The sequence below is a fragment of the Pseudomonas sp. 1D4 genome (assembly GCF_001728925.1).
GTDB lineage: Bacteria > Pseudomonadota > Gammaproteobacteria > Pseudomonadales > Pseudomonadaceae > Metapseudomonas > Metapseudomonas otitidis.
The window spans coordinates 63,305-78,380 of record NZ_LXJQ01000012.1 but is presented as its reverse complement, the minus strand read 5'-3'; the positions used below and the strand labels follow the sequence as shown (position 1 = coordinate 78,380).

Genomic DNA, 15,076 nt, shown 5'->3' with positions numbered 1-15,076 from the left:
GCTTACTCCTCGTCGCCGCTGGACAGGTCCAGCGCGATGTTTGCGGTCAGGTCTTTGGGGCAGTTGTAGGGGCGCAGGGAGATGTAGGCCTCCACCTTGGTCTTGCTCATCCACACCAGGGTGATGGCGTCGTCCTTCGGCGGCTCGATGTCGCCCGGGAACTGGATGCCGGCGAACAGCACCGAGCGCGACATCTCGCGCAGCGGGCGCATCAGCGCGGACTTGTTGGCCGCCATGCTGTTGGGGGTGTTGTTCAGCTTGCGGTCGGCCACGCGCTGAATCAGCAGGATGCGCACGCGGCGGGCGGCCTTGTCGGTGATCCGCAGGTACTCCACCACCTGAAAGTCGGAGCCGGGGGCGTCCAGCATGTTGCCGTCGCCCCAGTACACGCCGGGGTAGTCCGGGTAGGTCTGCGGCACCGAGAAGCGTGCTCTGTCCAGTTCGGCCAGGATCGCGGACGGCAGCGGGATGCCGTCTTTGTCCACCGGAGTGGTGCCCAGGCCCAGCAGCGCCCCGGTGGCCACGCGCATGGGGCTGTCGGCGATGCTCACGGTCGCATTGGCCAGGCGGCCCGCCAGCACGCCCAGGTCGTTGCCATGCAGTTGCGGCACGACCATCACGCGCGGCGCCAAGAGGTCTGCGGTGATCACACGCTGCTCGGTCAAGTAGGTCGCCCAGTCCTGGACGGCCGTGATGCCCACGGATGCGGCGATGAAGATCACGCGACGGCCATACTGGTTGTTGATCGCCACGGCCTTGTCGTGCATCGCTCTCAGCTCGGCACCGGTTGTGATCGGCTGGGTGACCACCACCATTTCCACCGACACGCCTTCGCGCTGGGCCTTGTCCAGGGCGTCTTGCCAGCTGCCGTCTGCAGCGATGGGGGCGGCCATGCAGGCCCAGCGGTCGCCGCCGTTCAGGCGTGCGGCTGTCACCTGGGTTTTCAGGTCGCTGGCGGGGATGCCCAGCTCGGTGTCCAGATCGCTCTGGGTGTTCAGGGGGATCAGCTTGCCGACGTTCTTGGACGCCGGGCCGATGAACAGAAAATAGCGCTCGATCTCCGTCACCGGGCCTTGACCCAGGTTCAGGTTGTTGACGCTGACTTTGCCTTGAGCCATGCGAGGCCTCGCTATCGGGGTGCGTTGAGGGTTTGCTGCAGCACGGTGCCGGCGATCTCGCGCACGTCCTGCGTATCCGCGCCCAGGACGGCGCGGGCCGGCAGCTCGATCTGCCAGCGGTGTTTCTTGGTTTCGTCGAGCAGCTTGGAAAGAATCAGGCCGGCTCGGCCGTTGGTGAGGTTCGCCTGGATCCAGCCGAGGCTCGGGCGCTTCCAGCGCTTGGCGGCGCGGATCCGGTAGCCGGCTTTCAGCAGGGCGCGGGCCTGGAAGCGGGAGGCCGGTTCGTCGTAGTCGGGCGTCGCGCCGGCACGGCGCATCCGGGCCGCGCTCATGGACTGCGGCCGGCCGTGCTGGTGGTCGCCAGCGATGCTGCCCATCAGGCGGTTGCCCCAGCCCAGGACGGCCTCGTCAGGACTCAGGCTGACCACCTGCAGCGCCTTGGCCAGGCCGCGCATCATCTTTCGCTTGCTGCCGTTCTTCCGGGGCGCGTAGGGCGTGCCGTCGACGTTGCGCTGCTCGCGGATGCGCTTGCGGTTGCCGGTGCGCACGCGCTTGCTGATGGTGTTCAGCAGGCGGCGGCGCTTCGTCGGCGGCAGGGCCAGCGCTGCCAGCAGCTGCTCGGCGCCCAGCAGGCCGCGCACGTCGAAATCAACGGTCGGTATGGCCATCGGTCACCCTCCCGTCGTGGGCAATCCACAGATCAAAGGGCACGAACGCCCAGCGCTTGCCGAAGGCCTCGATCTCGCCATCGGCGTCCTCGGCCAGGTGCTGCGGCTCGATGAACTCCAGCTGCAGCTCCACGTCGGCCAGGTCCGGGTCGAGCTGGTCAACCTCGAACACCGGGGCCGGCAGGGCGTCGTCCTCGCGGTTGGGGTCGTTGCGCTCCAGCCAGGAACCGACCAGCGCCATCAGGCGGCCCGGATGGTCGGCGAAGCGCTCCAGGACGATCACCGCGCGGTAGCGCATATCGCCCATGTGCAGGCCGTTCTCGGTGTGCTTCCAGTACAGCGGCAGGGAGACCTGTTCGGTCCAGCTGTCCAACTGCTCGGCAGCGACCAGGCGGCGCTCGATCAGAAAGGCGGTCAGGGCGCGCAGCTTGATCACAGCAGCACCGCCGTCACACGGCCACGGCCCTGGATCTGGCGCACGGCCTGCTGGCTGTAGGCCAGGAAGGCTTCGTGGGTCTCCGGGGCTTCCTTGGCCAGGTTGGCGGCCTCAGCGCGGCGGTTCACCGTGGCGAACTGCTGCAGCAGGTAGGCCTTGGCGCGGCAGTACACCGCGCGCTTGTAGATGGCCACGTAGAAGCCGCGCTCCGGCAGCAGCAGCGGGTCGGCGCTCGCCACCTGGGTGACGCCGGCCGCCAGCCAGGCCCGTTTGCGCTTGGCCAGGTCGCGGTTCACTTCGCCCATGGCAGCGGTGATGCCATCGGCCAGCAGCTCCACCAGGTACTCCGCCGGCAGGCGGTAGCCCCTCTGGAACTCGGCCACGCCGAGATCCGGCCAGAAACCGTCGTTCTCGATCACCTGTTCCACCAGGGTGGTCGGCTTGCCGGAGAAGCTCATGCTGCCCCCCGGATTGGGGAATATTGCCGGCCAATATCCTTGCGAAAGCCAAAAACAGCCCCTATGCTTCGCCTCCAGGTGCTGAAAACACCTACACCCACCAAGCGTCGCCCCGCCACGAGAGTTGCGGTATTTTTGCGCCCGCGTTTTGCGTGCGTATGCTCTATGTCGGGAGTGCGACGGATACAAGACCCGCAAGGGGAAGAAGTCCGGGCCGCTTGGTGGGCCTTTTCAGCTCCCGGCACCCATCTGCTGAAAACAGATGCGGTGTGAACCCTGAAAGAAATCACCAAGGAGACTGCCACCATGGCACGCAAGACCATCAAAGCCCGCCGCACCAACATCAAAGCCGCCACCCAGGCCGTCGTCAGCCGGCGCACACAGAACATCCTGGATGCGCTGGACATGACCGAAGACACCCGCGACCAGCTCATCATGCTGACCAGCCTGCTACACACCGAGGACGGCGTGCTGATGATGGATGAGCGCGCCGTGCGCGGGCTGATCCGCTGGCTGTCGCTGATCGACGACAACCTGCAATACATCGCCGTACGCATCGACCCGGATTTAGACCCGAGCGATCCATTTGCGGCGTATGCGTCTGCTGCGTAAGCCATCATCAATCCTCAGAGCCCCGCCCAGTGCGGGGCTTTTTCGTTAATAGGGCGGGGTGAATGCCGGTGGTGGTCCTGGCTGCAGGCAGCCGTTACACCAGGGCAGGCCCCGCTGGGGGTGGGTAGACGGTTACTCGGGGGCGTTACCCTGCTCGGCCTTGCGCAGTGCTTTCTCGCAGGCCTCGCGGCGGGTCTTCACGCCGATCTCGGGGTAAAGGGTTTCAGCGCGGGTGAAGTGCTCGATGGCCGGGGCCCACTCGTCGCGCTCCATGGCCAGCACGCCCAGCAGCTTGTGGAAGCGCGCGGGGATCCGCTCGAACAGCTTCCACTCGCCATCCACCAGGGGCAGCAGGTTGGAAACGTAGGGCTCGGGGCTGCGGCCGGCCTTGTGCTCGGCTTCGGCCCAGTCGATCACCTCATCCGCTACAAAGGTCGGGATGTTGCGGTCGAAGGGCAGTTCCTGGCCTTGCGCCATGGCGAAGGTGGCCAGCTCCATTCCCTGCTCGAACTGGGCGGTGTCGAACAGCCACACCAGGACGTACACCAGCACCGGGTTGGGGTAGTTCAGGCCGCTTTCGCGGTAGCGCTGCACGTACTCCAGGTACTTGGGCAGCAGCTCGTCGCGCTTGAGCAGCTGACGCTGCTCGCGGCTGTCGATCCGGCTGATGCGCTCCAGGTCCACGGCAAGCGCCGACTCCATCAGCTTGAGGTGCTTCTGTGCGTTGGCCGGGCTGCTCAGGGCGTTGGCGGCGCTGTAGGGCTGGGCGGCCGGGGCCGAGCTGGCAGGGTCGCTGCCCGCCAGGACGCGGCGCTTGTGGGCCAGGGCGAGGCTCACGGCGCGGCCTCCGGCAGCACTTCGATGTTCTCGGTCAGCGCGAACTTCTCCAGCTGCTCGATCACGTAGCCTTCGTTGCGGCTGTTGTAGTCCTCGACACGGGAGCGCTTCGGGTTGTCGACGGTCTGCTTGCGCCAGCTGGAGTCCTGGAAGTAGATCGACAGGTTGTCGAAGCTGGTGACCAGAATCGCGTTCACCGGAAAGTTCGGCACGCTGTAGGCCGGCAGCCCGCCGTAGGTGGCGATCACCTGGGCCAGCTCGATGCGCTCTTTCTCGGTCGGGGTGTCGCCCTGCTTGGTGTAGAGCTTGGCCTTGTCGGCGGCCAGCAGGTCGCTGCCGATGATCGCCACCAGGTCGCCGTCATCGCGCAGGACTTCATCCACCATCTGCTTGGTGTCATGCACGGCGGCGTCGAGGTTGGCGTAGTCGCCACCCTTGCCGATGGTGACCTTGCCGGCCACCTTGCCCTCGCGCAGGACCTGGGCGGGGATCTGCTCACGGGCTTGCTGCAGCCAGCCCTTGTTCACGTCCTGGAGCTTCGGGTAGGCCTGCGGGTCGGTGTCGGCAGCCGCATGGGTGCCGTGGAAGCCGATCATGATGCGGTCCTGGGCGATACGCTTCTGCACGGCGGCCGAATAGCGGTCGGCAAAGTCGGGGAACTTCGCCCATGCATCGATCTTCGCGTAGGGCAGGCCCACGTCCGAATGGGTGTCCTGCAGCTCGTACTGGGTGTTATCCAGCCCGGATGCATCCTTGGCCTCGCGGTCCTTCACCTTGGTGTTGGTGCGACCCGTGACCGGCCCATTCACGCCGATGAAGACCTTCTCGCCCTTGATCTCGGTGACGGGCACGATGTTGATGCGTTCCAGGAAGTCGGCGCGGGCGGTGATCGCGTCGTTCAGCTCCTGGGCAATGCTGGGCTCCACCGCGAACTGGCGCGTGGGGTTCTCGACGCCGTAGGTCTCGGCGATGTCCGCCTGCAGCTGGGCGTAGCGTTCTGCACCTTGGGTGCTCAGCGGCTGGGCCATGTCAGAACACCTTCTTCTTGGCCGGGGTGACGGCACCGGTGGTGCGCGGCAACTGGCGGGCTTGGGCGGTGTTGAGCAGCTTGGTCATCTGCTGTTCCAGATTCGAGAAGCGCTTTTCCAGGCTCTTTCCTGCCTTCCTGCGACGGCTGAACTCGCGATCTGCTTCGGCCTGCTCGACGATCTCGGTCACGGCCTCCTCGACGCTTTCGACCAGGTCTTCGTTTTCGGTGTCGTCGACTTCCTCGGCGGCCGGTTCGATCACTGCCTGGATACCGGCGGCGACGATCAGCAGCTGCTCGAGGAGGGCCTTCAACGCTTTCGCGGTGGCTTCATCCATTGGTGGGGTGCTCTCGGTTGTGGTTTGCGGGGGAGGGGTGGGCGCGGCCTCGACTGAGAAGCGCTTGAAGAAAGTGGTCAGTGCGTTGATCAGCCCTTTGGTATCGGTGCTGTCGGTGTCGCCGTCGCGCAGCTGGCCCAGCTCGACGGAAGCTGCGAAATAGGTGGCCTTGTGGGTACGGCGGGAGAAGTACAGTTCCTGGGTGCCCAGGCTGGCCGGCTCATCGGTGACGGCCAGGCCGGTGAGGTAGGCCTTGCCGGTGTTGGCGAAGTTCGGCCAGATCTCGATGCTGGTGAACAGCTTCTCGCCCCGGTCGTTGAGCTGCAGCAGCTTGTCGTTGGGCTTGAGCTGGGCTTCGAGGGCAACCTGGCCTTCCTCCAGCTCCGGGTCGTCCTCGACCAGGCGCACGGCGAATACGGTGCCGTGCGAGCCATACCAGCGCTCATGCTCAGCCCAGATCACGGCGGTATAGCGAGACGGCTTGTAGGTCTCTGCGATATCGCGCAGCTCCTGCGGGGTGATCTCGCGGCCGTCCACGGTTGGGCCGCTGACGGCGACGCGCTTCCAGTAGGAGACGAGGGAACGGGGCATGGGCTCAAAGCTCGGTGGCGGTTCAGTTGCCGCCACCATAGGCACCCCGAAAAGCGTGAACAAACGCTTTGCTTTTGCGCTGTAACTATCTGATAGAAATAGGAGTTTATCGGAACGATAGGGCGCGTTTCGGCGCATTTCGCCGCATAGACTGCGGCCCATGCCCTACTCAGCCGAAATCAAGGAAACCGCCAAACGCCTGTACCTGCGCCGCACCAAGCCGCGCGAAATTCAGGCACAGCTCAGCCTGCCGAACGTTCGGATCATCTACTACTGGATCGCCAAAGGCGGCTGGGACGAGATGCTCACGGACGAAGAGCCGCTGACTGCCGTCAGCCGCCGCATCACCCTGCTGCTGGAGAAGCCCGGCAACCTCTCGAAAGACGACCTGAACGAGCTGGACCGCCTCACCGCCGTGCGCGAGCGCCTGCAGAAGCAGGCCGCCAAGCCGTCGCTGCAGCCCCACCCGGAGGCAGCGGCCGAGGCTCAGGGCGAGCGCCAGGGCGACGGGGGAGGGCGGCGCAAGGAACGCGGCAAGCGCCGCGAGAAGCCGGCGAAGAACGACATCAGCGCCCTGACCGAGGTGGACTTCCTAGAGAAGTTCACCAGCAAGATGTTCGGCTACCAGTTGGAGCTGTTCGAGGCGAAGAAGAACCCGCTGACGGCGCGGATCCGCAACGTTCTCAAAAGCCGACAGATCGGCCTGACCTACTACTTCGCCGCCGAAGCCTTCATGGATGCAGTGCTGACCGGGGACAACCAGATGTTCCTGTCCGCCAGCCGCGCCCAGGCCGAGATCTTCCGCAGCTACATCGTCGGCTTCGCGGCCGAGTGGTTCGGTCTGCAGCTCACCGGCAACCCCATCCAGCTGTCGAAAGACGGCAAGCCATGGGCCGAGCTGCGCTTCCTCTCCACCAACAGCAGCACCGCCCAGGGGCACCACGGCCACGTCTACATCGACGAATACTTCTGGATCCGCGACTTCGCCAAGCTGGACGGCCTGGCTGGCGCCATGGCCTCCCACGCGCGGTGGCGCAAGACCTACTTTTCCACACCCAGCGCCGTCACCCACCAGGCCTATCCGTTCTGGACCGGCGAGGAATTCCGCAACAGCAAGCGCGGCAAGAAGCTGGCCAAAGACTGGCCGAGCGAGGCCGCCATCCACCAGGGGGCGCTTTGCCCGGACGGCCAATGGCGCAAGGTGATCACCATCCTGGACGCCCAGGCCGGTGGCTGCACCCTGTTCGACATCGACCGGCTCAGGCTGGAGAACGACGAAGAGCGCTTCGACCAGCTCTACATGTGCAAATTCATCGACAGCACACAGAGCGTCTTCGCCCTGGCGGACCTCGAACGCTGCTACTCCGACCTTGGCCTGTGGACCGACTACGACCCCGACGACGAACGCCCTTACGGCAATGCGCCGGTCTGGCTGGGCTATGACCCCAGCCGCACCCGCGACGATGCGACGTGTGTTGTCGTGGCACCGCCCTTGGAGCCGGGGGCGCGCTTCCGGATCCTGGAGAAGCACAGCTGGCGGGGCCACTCCTTCACGTACCAGGCCGCCCAGGTGAAGAAGCTCTGCGAGCGCTTCAACGTCCAGCACATCGGCATCGACGTGACCGGCGTCGGCTATGGGGTGTTCGACATCGTGCGGGACTTCTTCCCCCGCGCAACGCCCATCCACTACAGCCTGGAAGCGAAGAACGCCCTGGTGCTCAAAGCCCAGGACACGATCCAGGCCGGGCGGATCCAGTGGGACGCCGGCTGGACCGACGTCGCCCAGGCCTTCCTCACCATCAAGCGCGGCACCACGGCCAGCGGCCAGATCACCTACAGCGCATCGCGCACCGATGCCACCGGCCACGCGGATATCGCCTGGGCGGTGATGCACGCGCTGCACCACGAACCCCTCAACACCAACAAGCGGCGGCGCAGCCGCTACTCGACACTCGACCAGGGCAGCCATGGCAAAGCAAAGAAGACAGCACAGCAAGCGGGAACAACAGCGCAGCACCCGGGCGTTCTCGTTCGGAGCGCCGGAGCAGGTGCTGACCGGCAACATAGGCGAGTACCTGGGCGTCTTCCCCAGTCACGACGGCCGGCTGTACGTGCCCCCGGTGTCGCGCACCGGGCTGGCCAAGCTGCTGCGCGCCAACGCGCACCACGGCGCCATCCCGAAGTTCAAGCGCAACCTGCTGTTGCGTGACTTCATCCCGTCGCTGGGCTGCAGCACGCGCACCCTGGGCTGCGGGGTGCTGGACTTCATCGTGTTCGGCGAGGCCTATTTCCTCGGGCTGGAAAACGCCTTCGGGCAGGTGATCGAGCTGCAGCACCTGCCGGCGATCAACATGCGGGTAAAGGTGGATGGCGGCTTCGTCATGCTCCTGCCCAACGGCCAGGAAGTGGAGTTCGACGCCGACGAAGTGGTTCATGTCATGGACTACGACGTGGAGCAGAACATCTACGGCGTGCCCGACTACCTGGGCGGCATGCAGGCGCTGCTGTTGAACGAGGCGGCCACCCTGTTCAGGCGCCGCTACTACAGCAACGGCGCCCACGCGGGCTTCATCTTCTACACCAACGACCCCGACCTGACCGAAGAGGATGAAGAGGAAATGAAGGCGCAGATCGGGGCGAGCAAGGGCGTGGGCAATTTCCGCTCGATGTTCGTGAACATCCCCGGCGGTGCCGAGAAGGCGATTCAGATCATCCCCGTGGGCGACTTCCAGGCGAAGGACGAACTGGAGAAGGTGAAGAACATCACCCGCAACGACGTGATCGCCGCGCACCGGATGAACCCCGCGCTGGCCGGCATCATGCCGGAGAACGTGGGCGGCTTCGGGGATATCGAGAAGATCGACCGGGTGTACACCAACAACGAGATCCGCCCCATCCAGTTGCTCTTCCTGGAGCTGAACCAGGTGCTGCGGCAGGACCGGCGAATAGCGTTCGCGGAAGCGGATGACCACTAGATGTTGTGGCAGAATGGTTCCTGGTTGGGAACCATTCGGGAAGGGGCAATGCGGATCATCTGTAGGGAGTGTCGCGGGAAGGCTCGAATCGCTTCGCGCAATGAGCTATCGGTGGATTTCGTGAATCTGTATTGCCTGTGCCTGGAATGTGGCCATCAGTTCGTTGTGAACCTGTCCTACTCCCACACCACCAGGCCGGGGGCTAAAGCGGTCGACCAGTTGCTGTTCGACCGCTTGCGAGACATGCCCCGGAATCAGCAGCGAGAGCTGTTTGCACAGCTCGGCGCCGCCGTTTCAATCTGACCGTTCGCCGCCTCGTCGAGGTGGCGTAAACGGCACATCCCTAGATCCAGTAGCCCCGCTTTTCCGCGCTCTGAAAGTTCAATGCCCGACGCTGCTAATTCAATGAAAAACGCAAGGTAGTTGCGGCTTTCCTCGAATTTTTCACGCAGTGAATTTAATTCCTTAGCTACGGCGCACATCGTTGCAGCTCCATTTCAGTGTGTGTGAGTGGGGCGAACTTTACTTATAGAAATTTTGTGCGGTCAAGCACTTTTTTTCAGCTTGCTTATTTAATTTCCCATGTTAGGGCGTGAAGTTTGCTCATATCCGATATTGGGGCCTGAAAGCTAGGCTTGGCGGGGCTTGCGGGGTGTTAAGTAAGTGCTTATTTACGTACTTAAGTAATTACGTAGTTACGTAATCCCGAATTCGGTAGTTCGCGAATTCTCGTGTTCGATATAGTGATAGTGCACGTCTGAAAATGTACAAAAGTAAAAAGGCGCAAATGGCCAAAAGTACAAAGGGACAACGGGGGTGCCAGGGTTTTCGCGGAGTTGCGCATTGACCGGTGTTTACTGTTGCAGTGTCGATATAACGATACTGCACCGTACAGCTTGTGCTCGATCACTCATTCTCGACAGCGAGTTATGGCAAGAAAATGGGGCGCCGAAGCGCCCCGTTGAAGTGGTGGGATTGAGCGTCCCAAACCCCAGATTCGGGTTTGGCTGCCGGTCAGCTCGCCAGCTTGTCGGCCTGGATCAGTCGCGATCTGGCGTTGAGCCAGGCGCGCCGGTCGCCGGGCGTGCCGCTGAAAAACACCGCACGACGCCCAGCCTTACTGAACATCAGGTGCAGGTTCCTGGTCTTGGCGACCATCCAGCCTGCTGCCTCGGCGAAGCTCACCAGCCGCTTCACGTCTTCACAGCAGCCGCGCAGGGAACGGTTACGCATCGTCGGCCTCCGGAAGCGAGAAGGTGCAGACGCCGCTGGCTTCGTCTTCCAGTTCCACCAGGTCGGGGTGAAAGCCCAGCTTGGTGGCCAGGTTTTCGGCAGCACGGCGCGCACTCTCGGCGCTGCTGGCGGTGGCCTTCTGGCCTTTGGCGCGGGCCACGTAGCTGCCGGCGCTCAGTCGGGTGGTGATGATCATGCGGATCTCCTTCAGACGGCGCGCAAAGTGGCGGGACGGGGCTTTCTCGGGGCAGTCAGCAGGGTGGCGATCACCCGTGCGTCGGCGGCGCTCAGCTCGCCGCGTTGCTGTGCCTGGGTGGCCAACTGCTCCAGGTGCTCGCGGGAGGCCTGGCTGCGGCTCACCTGGAAGCCGATCAGGGCCTGGCCCAGCAGGTGGATGGCCGGTGTGGTAGCCTTCACGGCGCTACCGCGTGGGTGTTGTGCTTGCATACACGTCTCTCCTAAGTGGTGGTTGGTGCCGGGGGAGTTGCCGCTCCTCCAGCACTTCTCTTTCACGCCACCGGCAGTGCCGTGGCGGTGAATACCGGGCGCATATCGCGCCGAACCTCGAAAATCCCCAGATCGTTACCGTCCACGTCCATCAGGTGAATCAAGGTCACCAGGGACGGCTGTTCGCCTGGGCGGTGTCGCCAGAAGTCGCTGGCGGCCAGCTCGGCCAGATCCGTGGCCGTGGCGTTCTCCAGGTAGATCGAAGGCAAGGGCAGCTCGCCGCTGATGCCGTTCGCGCCGTAGTAAACGATCACGCCCGTACCTCCCTGCCCCACATGGCCACCAGCTCGGCCCAGATGGCCTGCCCGTTCGGCACCCGTTCATGGATCTCCACTTCTGGGCTGTAATCCATCATCAGCACGCGCAGGCAGTCCTCGAACTTGCTCAGGTCAAGGCCGCGCAGCTCGGTCAGGTCGAAGCGGTAGTCCGGGCCGTTGTACAGGCCCAGCAGGAAGCGGCCGACGGCGCGGCCCTGGCCGGTTGGCCGCACGGCTACGGGAATCAGCCGGTTGAGCGCCTGCATCCCGCTGGTGATCACAGCGTGGCGCTGGGCCTGGTAGGCCTGCTGTTTGGCGATCTGATCGCGCAGGTTGAACTCGTTCATGAGTGGCTCCGTTCTCAGTTGCTGGGGGTGGTGTGAAAGGTGGCCAGCAGGCCGACCAGCACCTGGAACACCTCGGCGCCCAGGTCGGTGGCGGTCAGTTGGCCGACGTGCAGGCCGACCTCGGCCTGCAGCCATTCGGCGCGCTGTGGGTTGGCCAGGCAGGCCATGGTCAGCAGCAGGGCGCGTCGTGGTGTGTCCAGGGCTTGCAGGCGCTTGAGCAGCAGTGCGAGGCCGGTGCCGGACACGTCCAGGTCGCGCTGGCCCGGCGGCAGTTCCACCAGCTGCGCGGCGCGCTGCCACCAGCGGGGGAAGTCACGACCGCGTACTGGGTCCAGGGGGCAGCGCTCGGGGGCTTGGGTGATGGCGTTCATCGCTTGCGGTACTCCTGTTTCAGTCGGTTGAGGCGGGCGCGCATGTCGTCGCGCAGGGCCTTGCCGCGCTTGGGGTGATCCAGCCAGTCCACGATGTCCTGGCGCGTCCAGTGGTTGAGAAAGTGGCGGGCCAGGCAGTCGCGGCGGTGGATTTCGGAGGGGCTCAGCTCGGCCATGGCGGTCACCTCGCCGGGCTGCAGAGGGGCGAGAAAAACCAAAACCCCGCGTATGCCCCCGGAACGTCCGGAACATCCGGAACATGCATAGGGGTGAAAGTCTGGAGCCCGCGCCGTTCGGGGCTTTCAGGGTTCTGAAAATGTTCCGGTGCTACCGGAACATTCCGGAACACGATTTTCCCCCGCCCCTCTGAAAGCCGCGTGGCACTAGGCCTGTAGCAGTTTTTGAAATGTTCCGGTTGTGTTGGAAATACCGGAACATGCAGGAACAAACTTGTTCCGGTTGGTTCTGGTTTGTTCCGGTAGTGGTGGAACAGGTTTTTACTTGTAACTACCTGATTCTTATGAGGATTTTTCTTATTAAATCTAATGTTCCGGATGTTCCGGACAGAATGAGGCAGTACGCACAAACTGCTGATACAGCCTGCAGGCCTACCCAGACGGCACTTCATCCCCCGCTCCATCACTCTTTCCCCCGCTTGGCGAACACCCAGCAGTTGAGGGGGCGCTTCTCCAGCTTCGAGCGCACTTTGCGCACCTCGATAAAGCGGTGGGTGGTGCTCAGCGGCAGCACACGGCGCAGGGTCGCGGCGGGGATGACCTCCATGCCGGCCTGGCGGCAGGCCTGCTGGAAGTGCTCCAGGTTGATGGCGATCAGTTCTTTGTCGCTGCTGTGGTTGAGGGTTTCGCGGATCTCTTCGCGGGTGCCGTCGCCGTCCGTGATGGTCACCACGTCTTCGTTCAGGAAGTGATAGATCTGCCAGAACTGGGCGGCGCTGCGGTTCTCGGCGCCGATGCACTGCTGCCGCTCCAGGGCGCAGCCCTCCATGTGCTTGGCCAGGGCCTCGAGGTCGTTGTCCGTCCAGGCGGGGAACAGCGCCTGGGTAGCCTTGGCGGCAGCCATCACCTGGGCATGGCATTGCACGATCCGGCTGTGCTCCACGCCCTTGATGGCCTGAAAGCGCTGTTCGTAGTGGGCGAAGGCTGTGAAGTAGCGTTCCAGCCAGCCGCGTTCGTCGCACAGCACCGCGCGCAGGAAGCCGGCGACGTCTTCCACGTCCATGCCGCGCAGGCGCTGGGCCAGTGGCTTGAGCGCCGGGCTGTGGTGGGCGCGGGTCATGTTTTGGTAGACGATGCGGGTGATGATCGCCTCGTGCCCTTCCACCTTGGCGTTCTGCGAGATGCAGATGCCGCCCCGGAACAGCAGCGCCTCGGTGTCCGCGTTGGTGCTCTTGACCCCGGTCACGCGCAGCTTGGCGTTGTAGTCGAACAGCGGCTTGATGTCCTCCCAGTTGTACTGCACCACCACTTCACGCCCCATGGCGTCGGTGGTGGTCTTGTCGGACTCCAGCAGCACCACCGGCAGGTTGCTGACGGCCGCCATGGCGCGCAGCAGGCCGATGGCTGAAGCGCCGCTGCCGCTGGGCTTGATGCCCTCCTCATTGCGTCGGCCGACCAGCATCCAGAGGAAGCGCAGCAGACTGGACTTACCCGCGCCGGCATCGCCGGTCAGCTCCAGGAACGGCCAGGATGCCTGCGCCGCGCGGATCTGCTGGGCGAACAGCGTGCCCGTCCACCAGGACAACGTGGCCAAGCCGTTGAGGCTGAACACGGCCACGAAGTCGGCGAACCACTCCGGGTCGAAGTCGCCGCCGCGCACCACCGGCAAGCTGCGCACCGAGGTCTTCAGGCCCTCGCCATTCACGTCCAGGTAGCCGTGTTCGTTGTTCATGATCTCTTGCCCTTTGTGGTAGCCGAAGGTCGGGTAGCAGTAGGCGGCGGTGTCGTCGTCGAAGCCGATGTAGGGGAGGGTGCGCACGGTGCGGGCGTCGCGCTGCCACTCCTTGCGGAGCATGGCCAGCACCTTCTCGCCACCGTCGAAGGTGCCGAAGGGGGTCTTCTCGATCAGGGCCTTGGCGAAGTTGCGCGGGTCGTTCACCGAGCTGGGCGGCAGTGCCTCGCGGCAGCTGCGCCGGGCGTTGGGGAACTCGAAGCTGAAGAAGAAGCGCTGCTCGCCGGTGACGGCATCGCGCTCGATGTACTCGAAGCGCGGCAGGCAGTTGGCTACCTCGCTGATGGTGGTGTGCTTGGCGAACTCAGGCTGGTGGCCCTCGATGTCGTCGCCCTCGATGTCTTTCTGCAGCTCGGTCAGGTTCACCCGTGCCGCGTACAGGCAGCTGCCGAACTCCACCAGGAAGAAGCCGGTGCGCTTCTTCAGGTACAGCAGATAGGCCTTCTTCATCGGTGAGGTGGCGCAGAACAGGCGGCCCTGGTAGCAGGCTTCCTGCAGGTAGGCGTCGTCCAGCTGGCCGTCGCGGTACACGTCGTCCCAGTCGCGGCCGGGCTCGCCCAGCGCTACCCAGCCGATTTCCTTCAGCTTGCGCAGCTGGGCCAGGTACTTGGGCACCGCCGCGCGCCCGGCCTTGTCGTTGTCCAGGGCGATGCACCAGGTGATCAGCTTGCCCTTGTTATCCTCGATGATCTGCCAGGGGAAGTTGTTGCAGCTGATGGCCGCGATGGCCTTGTAGCCGGCCAGGTGCAGGGCGATGGCGTGGAAGATCCCTTCCACCACATACACCCGGTCGCCCTTCTCGAAGGTCTGCCCCGGTGGCACCCAGCCCTGGCCCTTGTAGTTCATCTTCCACTTGATGCCGGCCTTGTTGCCGTCGTTGCGGGCGACCGCGCGGGCGTCGATCAGACGTTCCCAGTAGCCATCGCACAGCGGGAAGCGCACGGTGTCCCCCCAGCTTTCATCGGCCAGCTTGCGGCGCGCCTGGGTGTACCAGCCCTGCATCTTGCTGATGTCGAAGCCCCGATTGCGCTGCAGGTAGGCGTCCGCGGTGGCGGTGGGATTGGCCTCGGTGCTGGGGAAGCGCTCGCTCAGGTTCTCGAACAGGTAGCTGTAGCGCTCGCGGGTCTTCTCGGTGTGGCGGCATTCGTTCAGCCGGTTGCAGGCCAGCTGGAAGGGCTGCTTGCGGCTGACGTACAGGGTGCGGTGGCCACAGTTGGGGCAGAGGCCCTTCTGCAGGTAGGTGTCGCCGATGTCCTTGAAGTCCAGCTGCGGGTCGTTCTCCAGGGCCTGGATCACGTCGAGCCGGTAGATGTCCTCGAAGTTCATGCCGACC

At 64.3% G+C, this 15,076-nt stretch carries 20 protein-coding genes; 4 read left to right on the top strand and 16 right to left on the bottom strand.

Annotated features, from left to right (window positions below; genetic code table 11):
* Window positions 1-2: 2 nt before the first annotated feature.
* From A7D27_RS08915 to A7D27_RS08900, 4 genes are read right to left on the bottom strand one after another with little or no spacing between them, the layout of a single operon-like run.
* On the bottom strand, window positions 3-1,118 hold the full coding sequence (locus A7D27_RS08915) for a DUF2586 domain-containing protein (RefSeq protein ID WP_069564657.1): 1,116 nt from the start codon (window positions 1,116-1,118) through the stop codon (window positions 3-5).
* A gap of 11 nt (window positions 1,119-1,129) precedes the next feature.
* Complete coding sequence (locus A7D27_RS08910; protein WP_069564656.1) at window positions 1,130-1,786, bottom strand: phage virion morphogenesis protein; 657 nt, start codon at window positions 1,784-1,786, stop codon at window positions 1,130-1,132.
* A complete protein-coding gene (locus tag A7D27_RS08905; protein WP_069564655.1) occupies window positions 1,767-2,222 on the bottom strand; it encodes a phage tail protein in 456 nt (151 codons plus the stop codon). Before A7D27_RS08905 ends, A7D27_RS08910 begins: the two co-directional genes overlap by 20 nt.
* Complete coding sequence (locus A7D27_RS08900) at window positions 2,219-2,680, bottom strand: head completion/stabilization protein (RefSeq protein ID WP_069564654.1); 462 nt, start codon at window positions 2,678-2,680, stop codon at window positions 2,219-2,221. The genes A7D27_RS08905 and A7D27_RS08900 overlap by 4 nt, the downstream gene beginning before the upstream one ends.
* 306 nt (window positions 2,681-2,986) lie before the next feature.
* Between A7D27_RS08900 and A7D27_RS08895 the strand changes: the two genes are divergently transcribed.
* Window positions 2,987-3,292, top strand: coding sequence for a hypothetical protein (locus A7D27_RS08895; protein ID WP_069564653.1), 306 nt, complete (start codon window positions 2,987-2,989; stop codon window positions 3,290-3,292).
* Between the two features lie 132 nt (window positions 3,293-3,424).
* Here the strand turns inward: A7D27_RS08895 and gpM are convergent, their stop codons facing one another.
* Genes gpM through A7D27_RS08880 form a run of 3 tightly spaced genes read right to left on the bottom strand, consistent with a single transcriptional unit; the run spans window position 3,425 to window position 6,085 of the window.
* The gene (gene gpM / locus A7D27_RS08890) at window positions 3,425-4,129 is read right to left on the bottom strand and encodes a phage terminase small subunit (RefSeq protein WP_069564652.1); all 705 of its coding nucleotides are present in this window, start codon (window positions 4,127-4,129) and stop codon (window positions 3,425-3,427) included.
* Window positions 4,126-5,157, bottom strand: a complete 1,032-nt coding sequence (locus A7D27_RS08885; protein ID WP_069564651.1) for a phage major capsid protein, P2 family — start codon at window positions 5,155-5,157, stop codon at window positions 4,126-4,128. The genes gpM and A7D27_RS08885 overlap by 4 nt, the downstream gene beginning before the upstream one ends.
* 1 nt (window position 5,158) lies before the next feature.
* The gene (locus A7D27_RS08880) at window positions 5,159-6,085 is read right to left on the bottom strand and encodes a GPO family capsid scaffolding protein (RefSeq protein WP_069564650.1); all 927 of its coding nucleotides are present in this window, start codon (window positions 6,083-6,085) and stop codon (window positions 5,159-5,161) included.
* A gap of 160 nt (window positions 6,086-6,245) precedes the next feature.
* Between A7D27_RS08880 and A7D27_RS08875 the strand changes: the two genes are divergently transcribed.
* The 3 genes from A7D27_RS08875 to A7D27_RS08865 are packed head-to-tail and all read left to right on the top strand — an operon-like array spanning window position 6,246 to window position 9,363.
* Window positions 6,246-8,294, top strand: a complete 2,049-nt coding sequence (locus A7D27_RS08875; RefSeq protein WP_069564649.1) for a terminase large subunit domain-containing protein — start codon at window positions 6,246-6,248, stop codon at window positions 8,292-8,294.
* Complete coding sequence (locus tag A7D27_RS08870) at window positions 8,206-9,060, top strand: phage portal protein (protein ID WP_069564685.1); 855 nt, start codon at window positions 8,206-8,208, stop codon at window positions 9,058-9,060. The genes A7D27_RS08875 and A7D27_RS08870 overlap by 89 nt, the downstream gene beginning before the upstream one ends.
* Before the next feature lie 48 nt (window positions 9,061-9,108).
* Window positions 9,109-9,363: an ogr/Delta-like zinc finger family protein gene (locus tag A7D27_RS08865; RefSeq protein ID WP_069564648.1), complete on the top strand. Its 255-nt coding sequence runs from the start codon at window positions 9,109-9,111 to the stop codon at window positions 9,361-9,363.
* Here A7D27_RS08865 and A7D27_RS28300 read toward each other — a convergent pair.
* From A7D27_RS28300 to A7D27_RS08825, 9 genes are all read right to left on the bottom strand, one after another.
* A complete protein-coding gene (locus A7D27_RS28300; protein WP_170832284.1) occupies window positions 9,315-9,542 on the bottom strand; it encodes a hypothetical protein in 228 nt (75 codons plus the stop codon). The two genes, A7D27_RS08865 and A7D27_RS28300, sit on opposite strands and share 49 nt — an antisense overlap.
* A 532-nt stretch (window positions 9,543-10,074) precedes the next feature.
* Window positions 10,075-10,293 carry a hypothetical protein gene (locus tag A7D27_RS08860; protein ID WP_069564647.1) on the bottom strand — a complete coding sequence of 73 codons (219 nt, stop codon included), beginning with the start codon at window positions 10,291-10,293 and terminating at the stop codon, window positions 10,075-10,077.
* Window positions 10,286-10,489 (bottom strand): hypothetical protein, encoded by a 204-nt coding sequence (locus tag A7D27_RS08855; RefSeq protein WP_069564646.1) that lies wholly within the window; start codon window positions 10,487-10,489, stop codon window positions 10,286-10,288. The genes A7D27_RS08860 and A7D27_RS08855 overlap by 8 nt, the downstream gene beginning before the upstream one ends.
* Window positions 10,490-10,500: 11 nt before the next feature.
* Window positions 10,501-10,740 (bottom strand): hypothetical protein, encoded by a 240-nt coding sequence (locus A7D27_RS08850; protein WP_069564645.1) that lies wholly within the window; start codon window positions 10,738-10,740, stop codon window positions 10,501-10,503.
* Window positions 10,741-10,802: 62 nt separating this feature from the next.
* A complete protein-coding gene (locus A7D27_RS08845; RefSeq protein ID WP_069564644.1) occupies window positions 10,803-11,054 on the bottom strand; it encodes a hypothetical protein in 252 nt (83 codons plus the stop codon).
* A complete protein-coding gene (locus tag A7D27_RS08840; RefSeq protein ID WP_069564643.1) occupies window positions 11,051-11,404 on the bottom strand; it encodes a hypothetical protein in 354 nt (117 codons plus the stop codon). The genes A7D27_RS08845 and A7D27_RS08840 overlap by 4 nt, the downstream gene beginning before the upstream one ends.
* Before the next feature lie 14 nt (window positions 11,405-11,418).
* On the bottom strand, window positions 11,419-11,775 hold the full coding sequence (locus A7D27_RS08835; protein WP_069564642.1) for a hypothetical protein: 357 nt from the start codon (window positions 11,773-11,775) through the stop codon (window positions 11,419-11,421).
* Window positions 11,772-11,951, bottom strand: a complete 180-nt coding sequence (locus A7D27_RS08830; protein WP_069564641.1) for a hypothetical protein — start codon at window positions 11,949-11,951, stop codon at window positions 11,772-11,774. Before A7D27_RS08830 ends, A7D27_RS08835 begins: the two co-directional genes overlap by 4 nt.
* A 463-nt stretch (window positions 11,952-12,414) precedes the next feature.
* The gene (locus A7D27_RS08825; RefSeq protein WP_069564640.1) at window positions 12,415-15,069 is read right to left on the bottom strand and encodes a toprim domain-containing protein; all 2,655 of its coding nucleotides are present in this window, start codon (window positions 15,067-15,069) and stop codon (window positions 12,415-12,417) included.
* Window positions 15,070-15,076 lie beyond the last annotated feature (7 nt).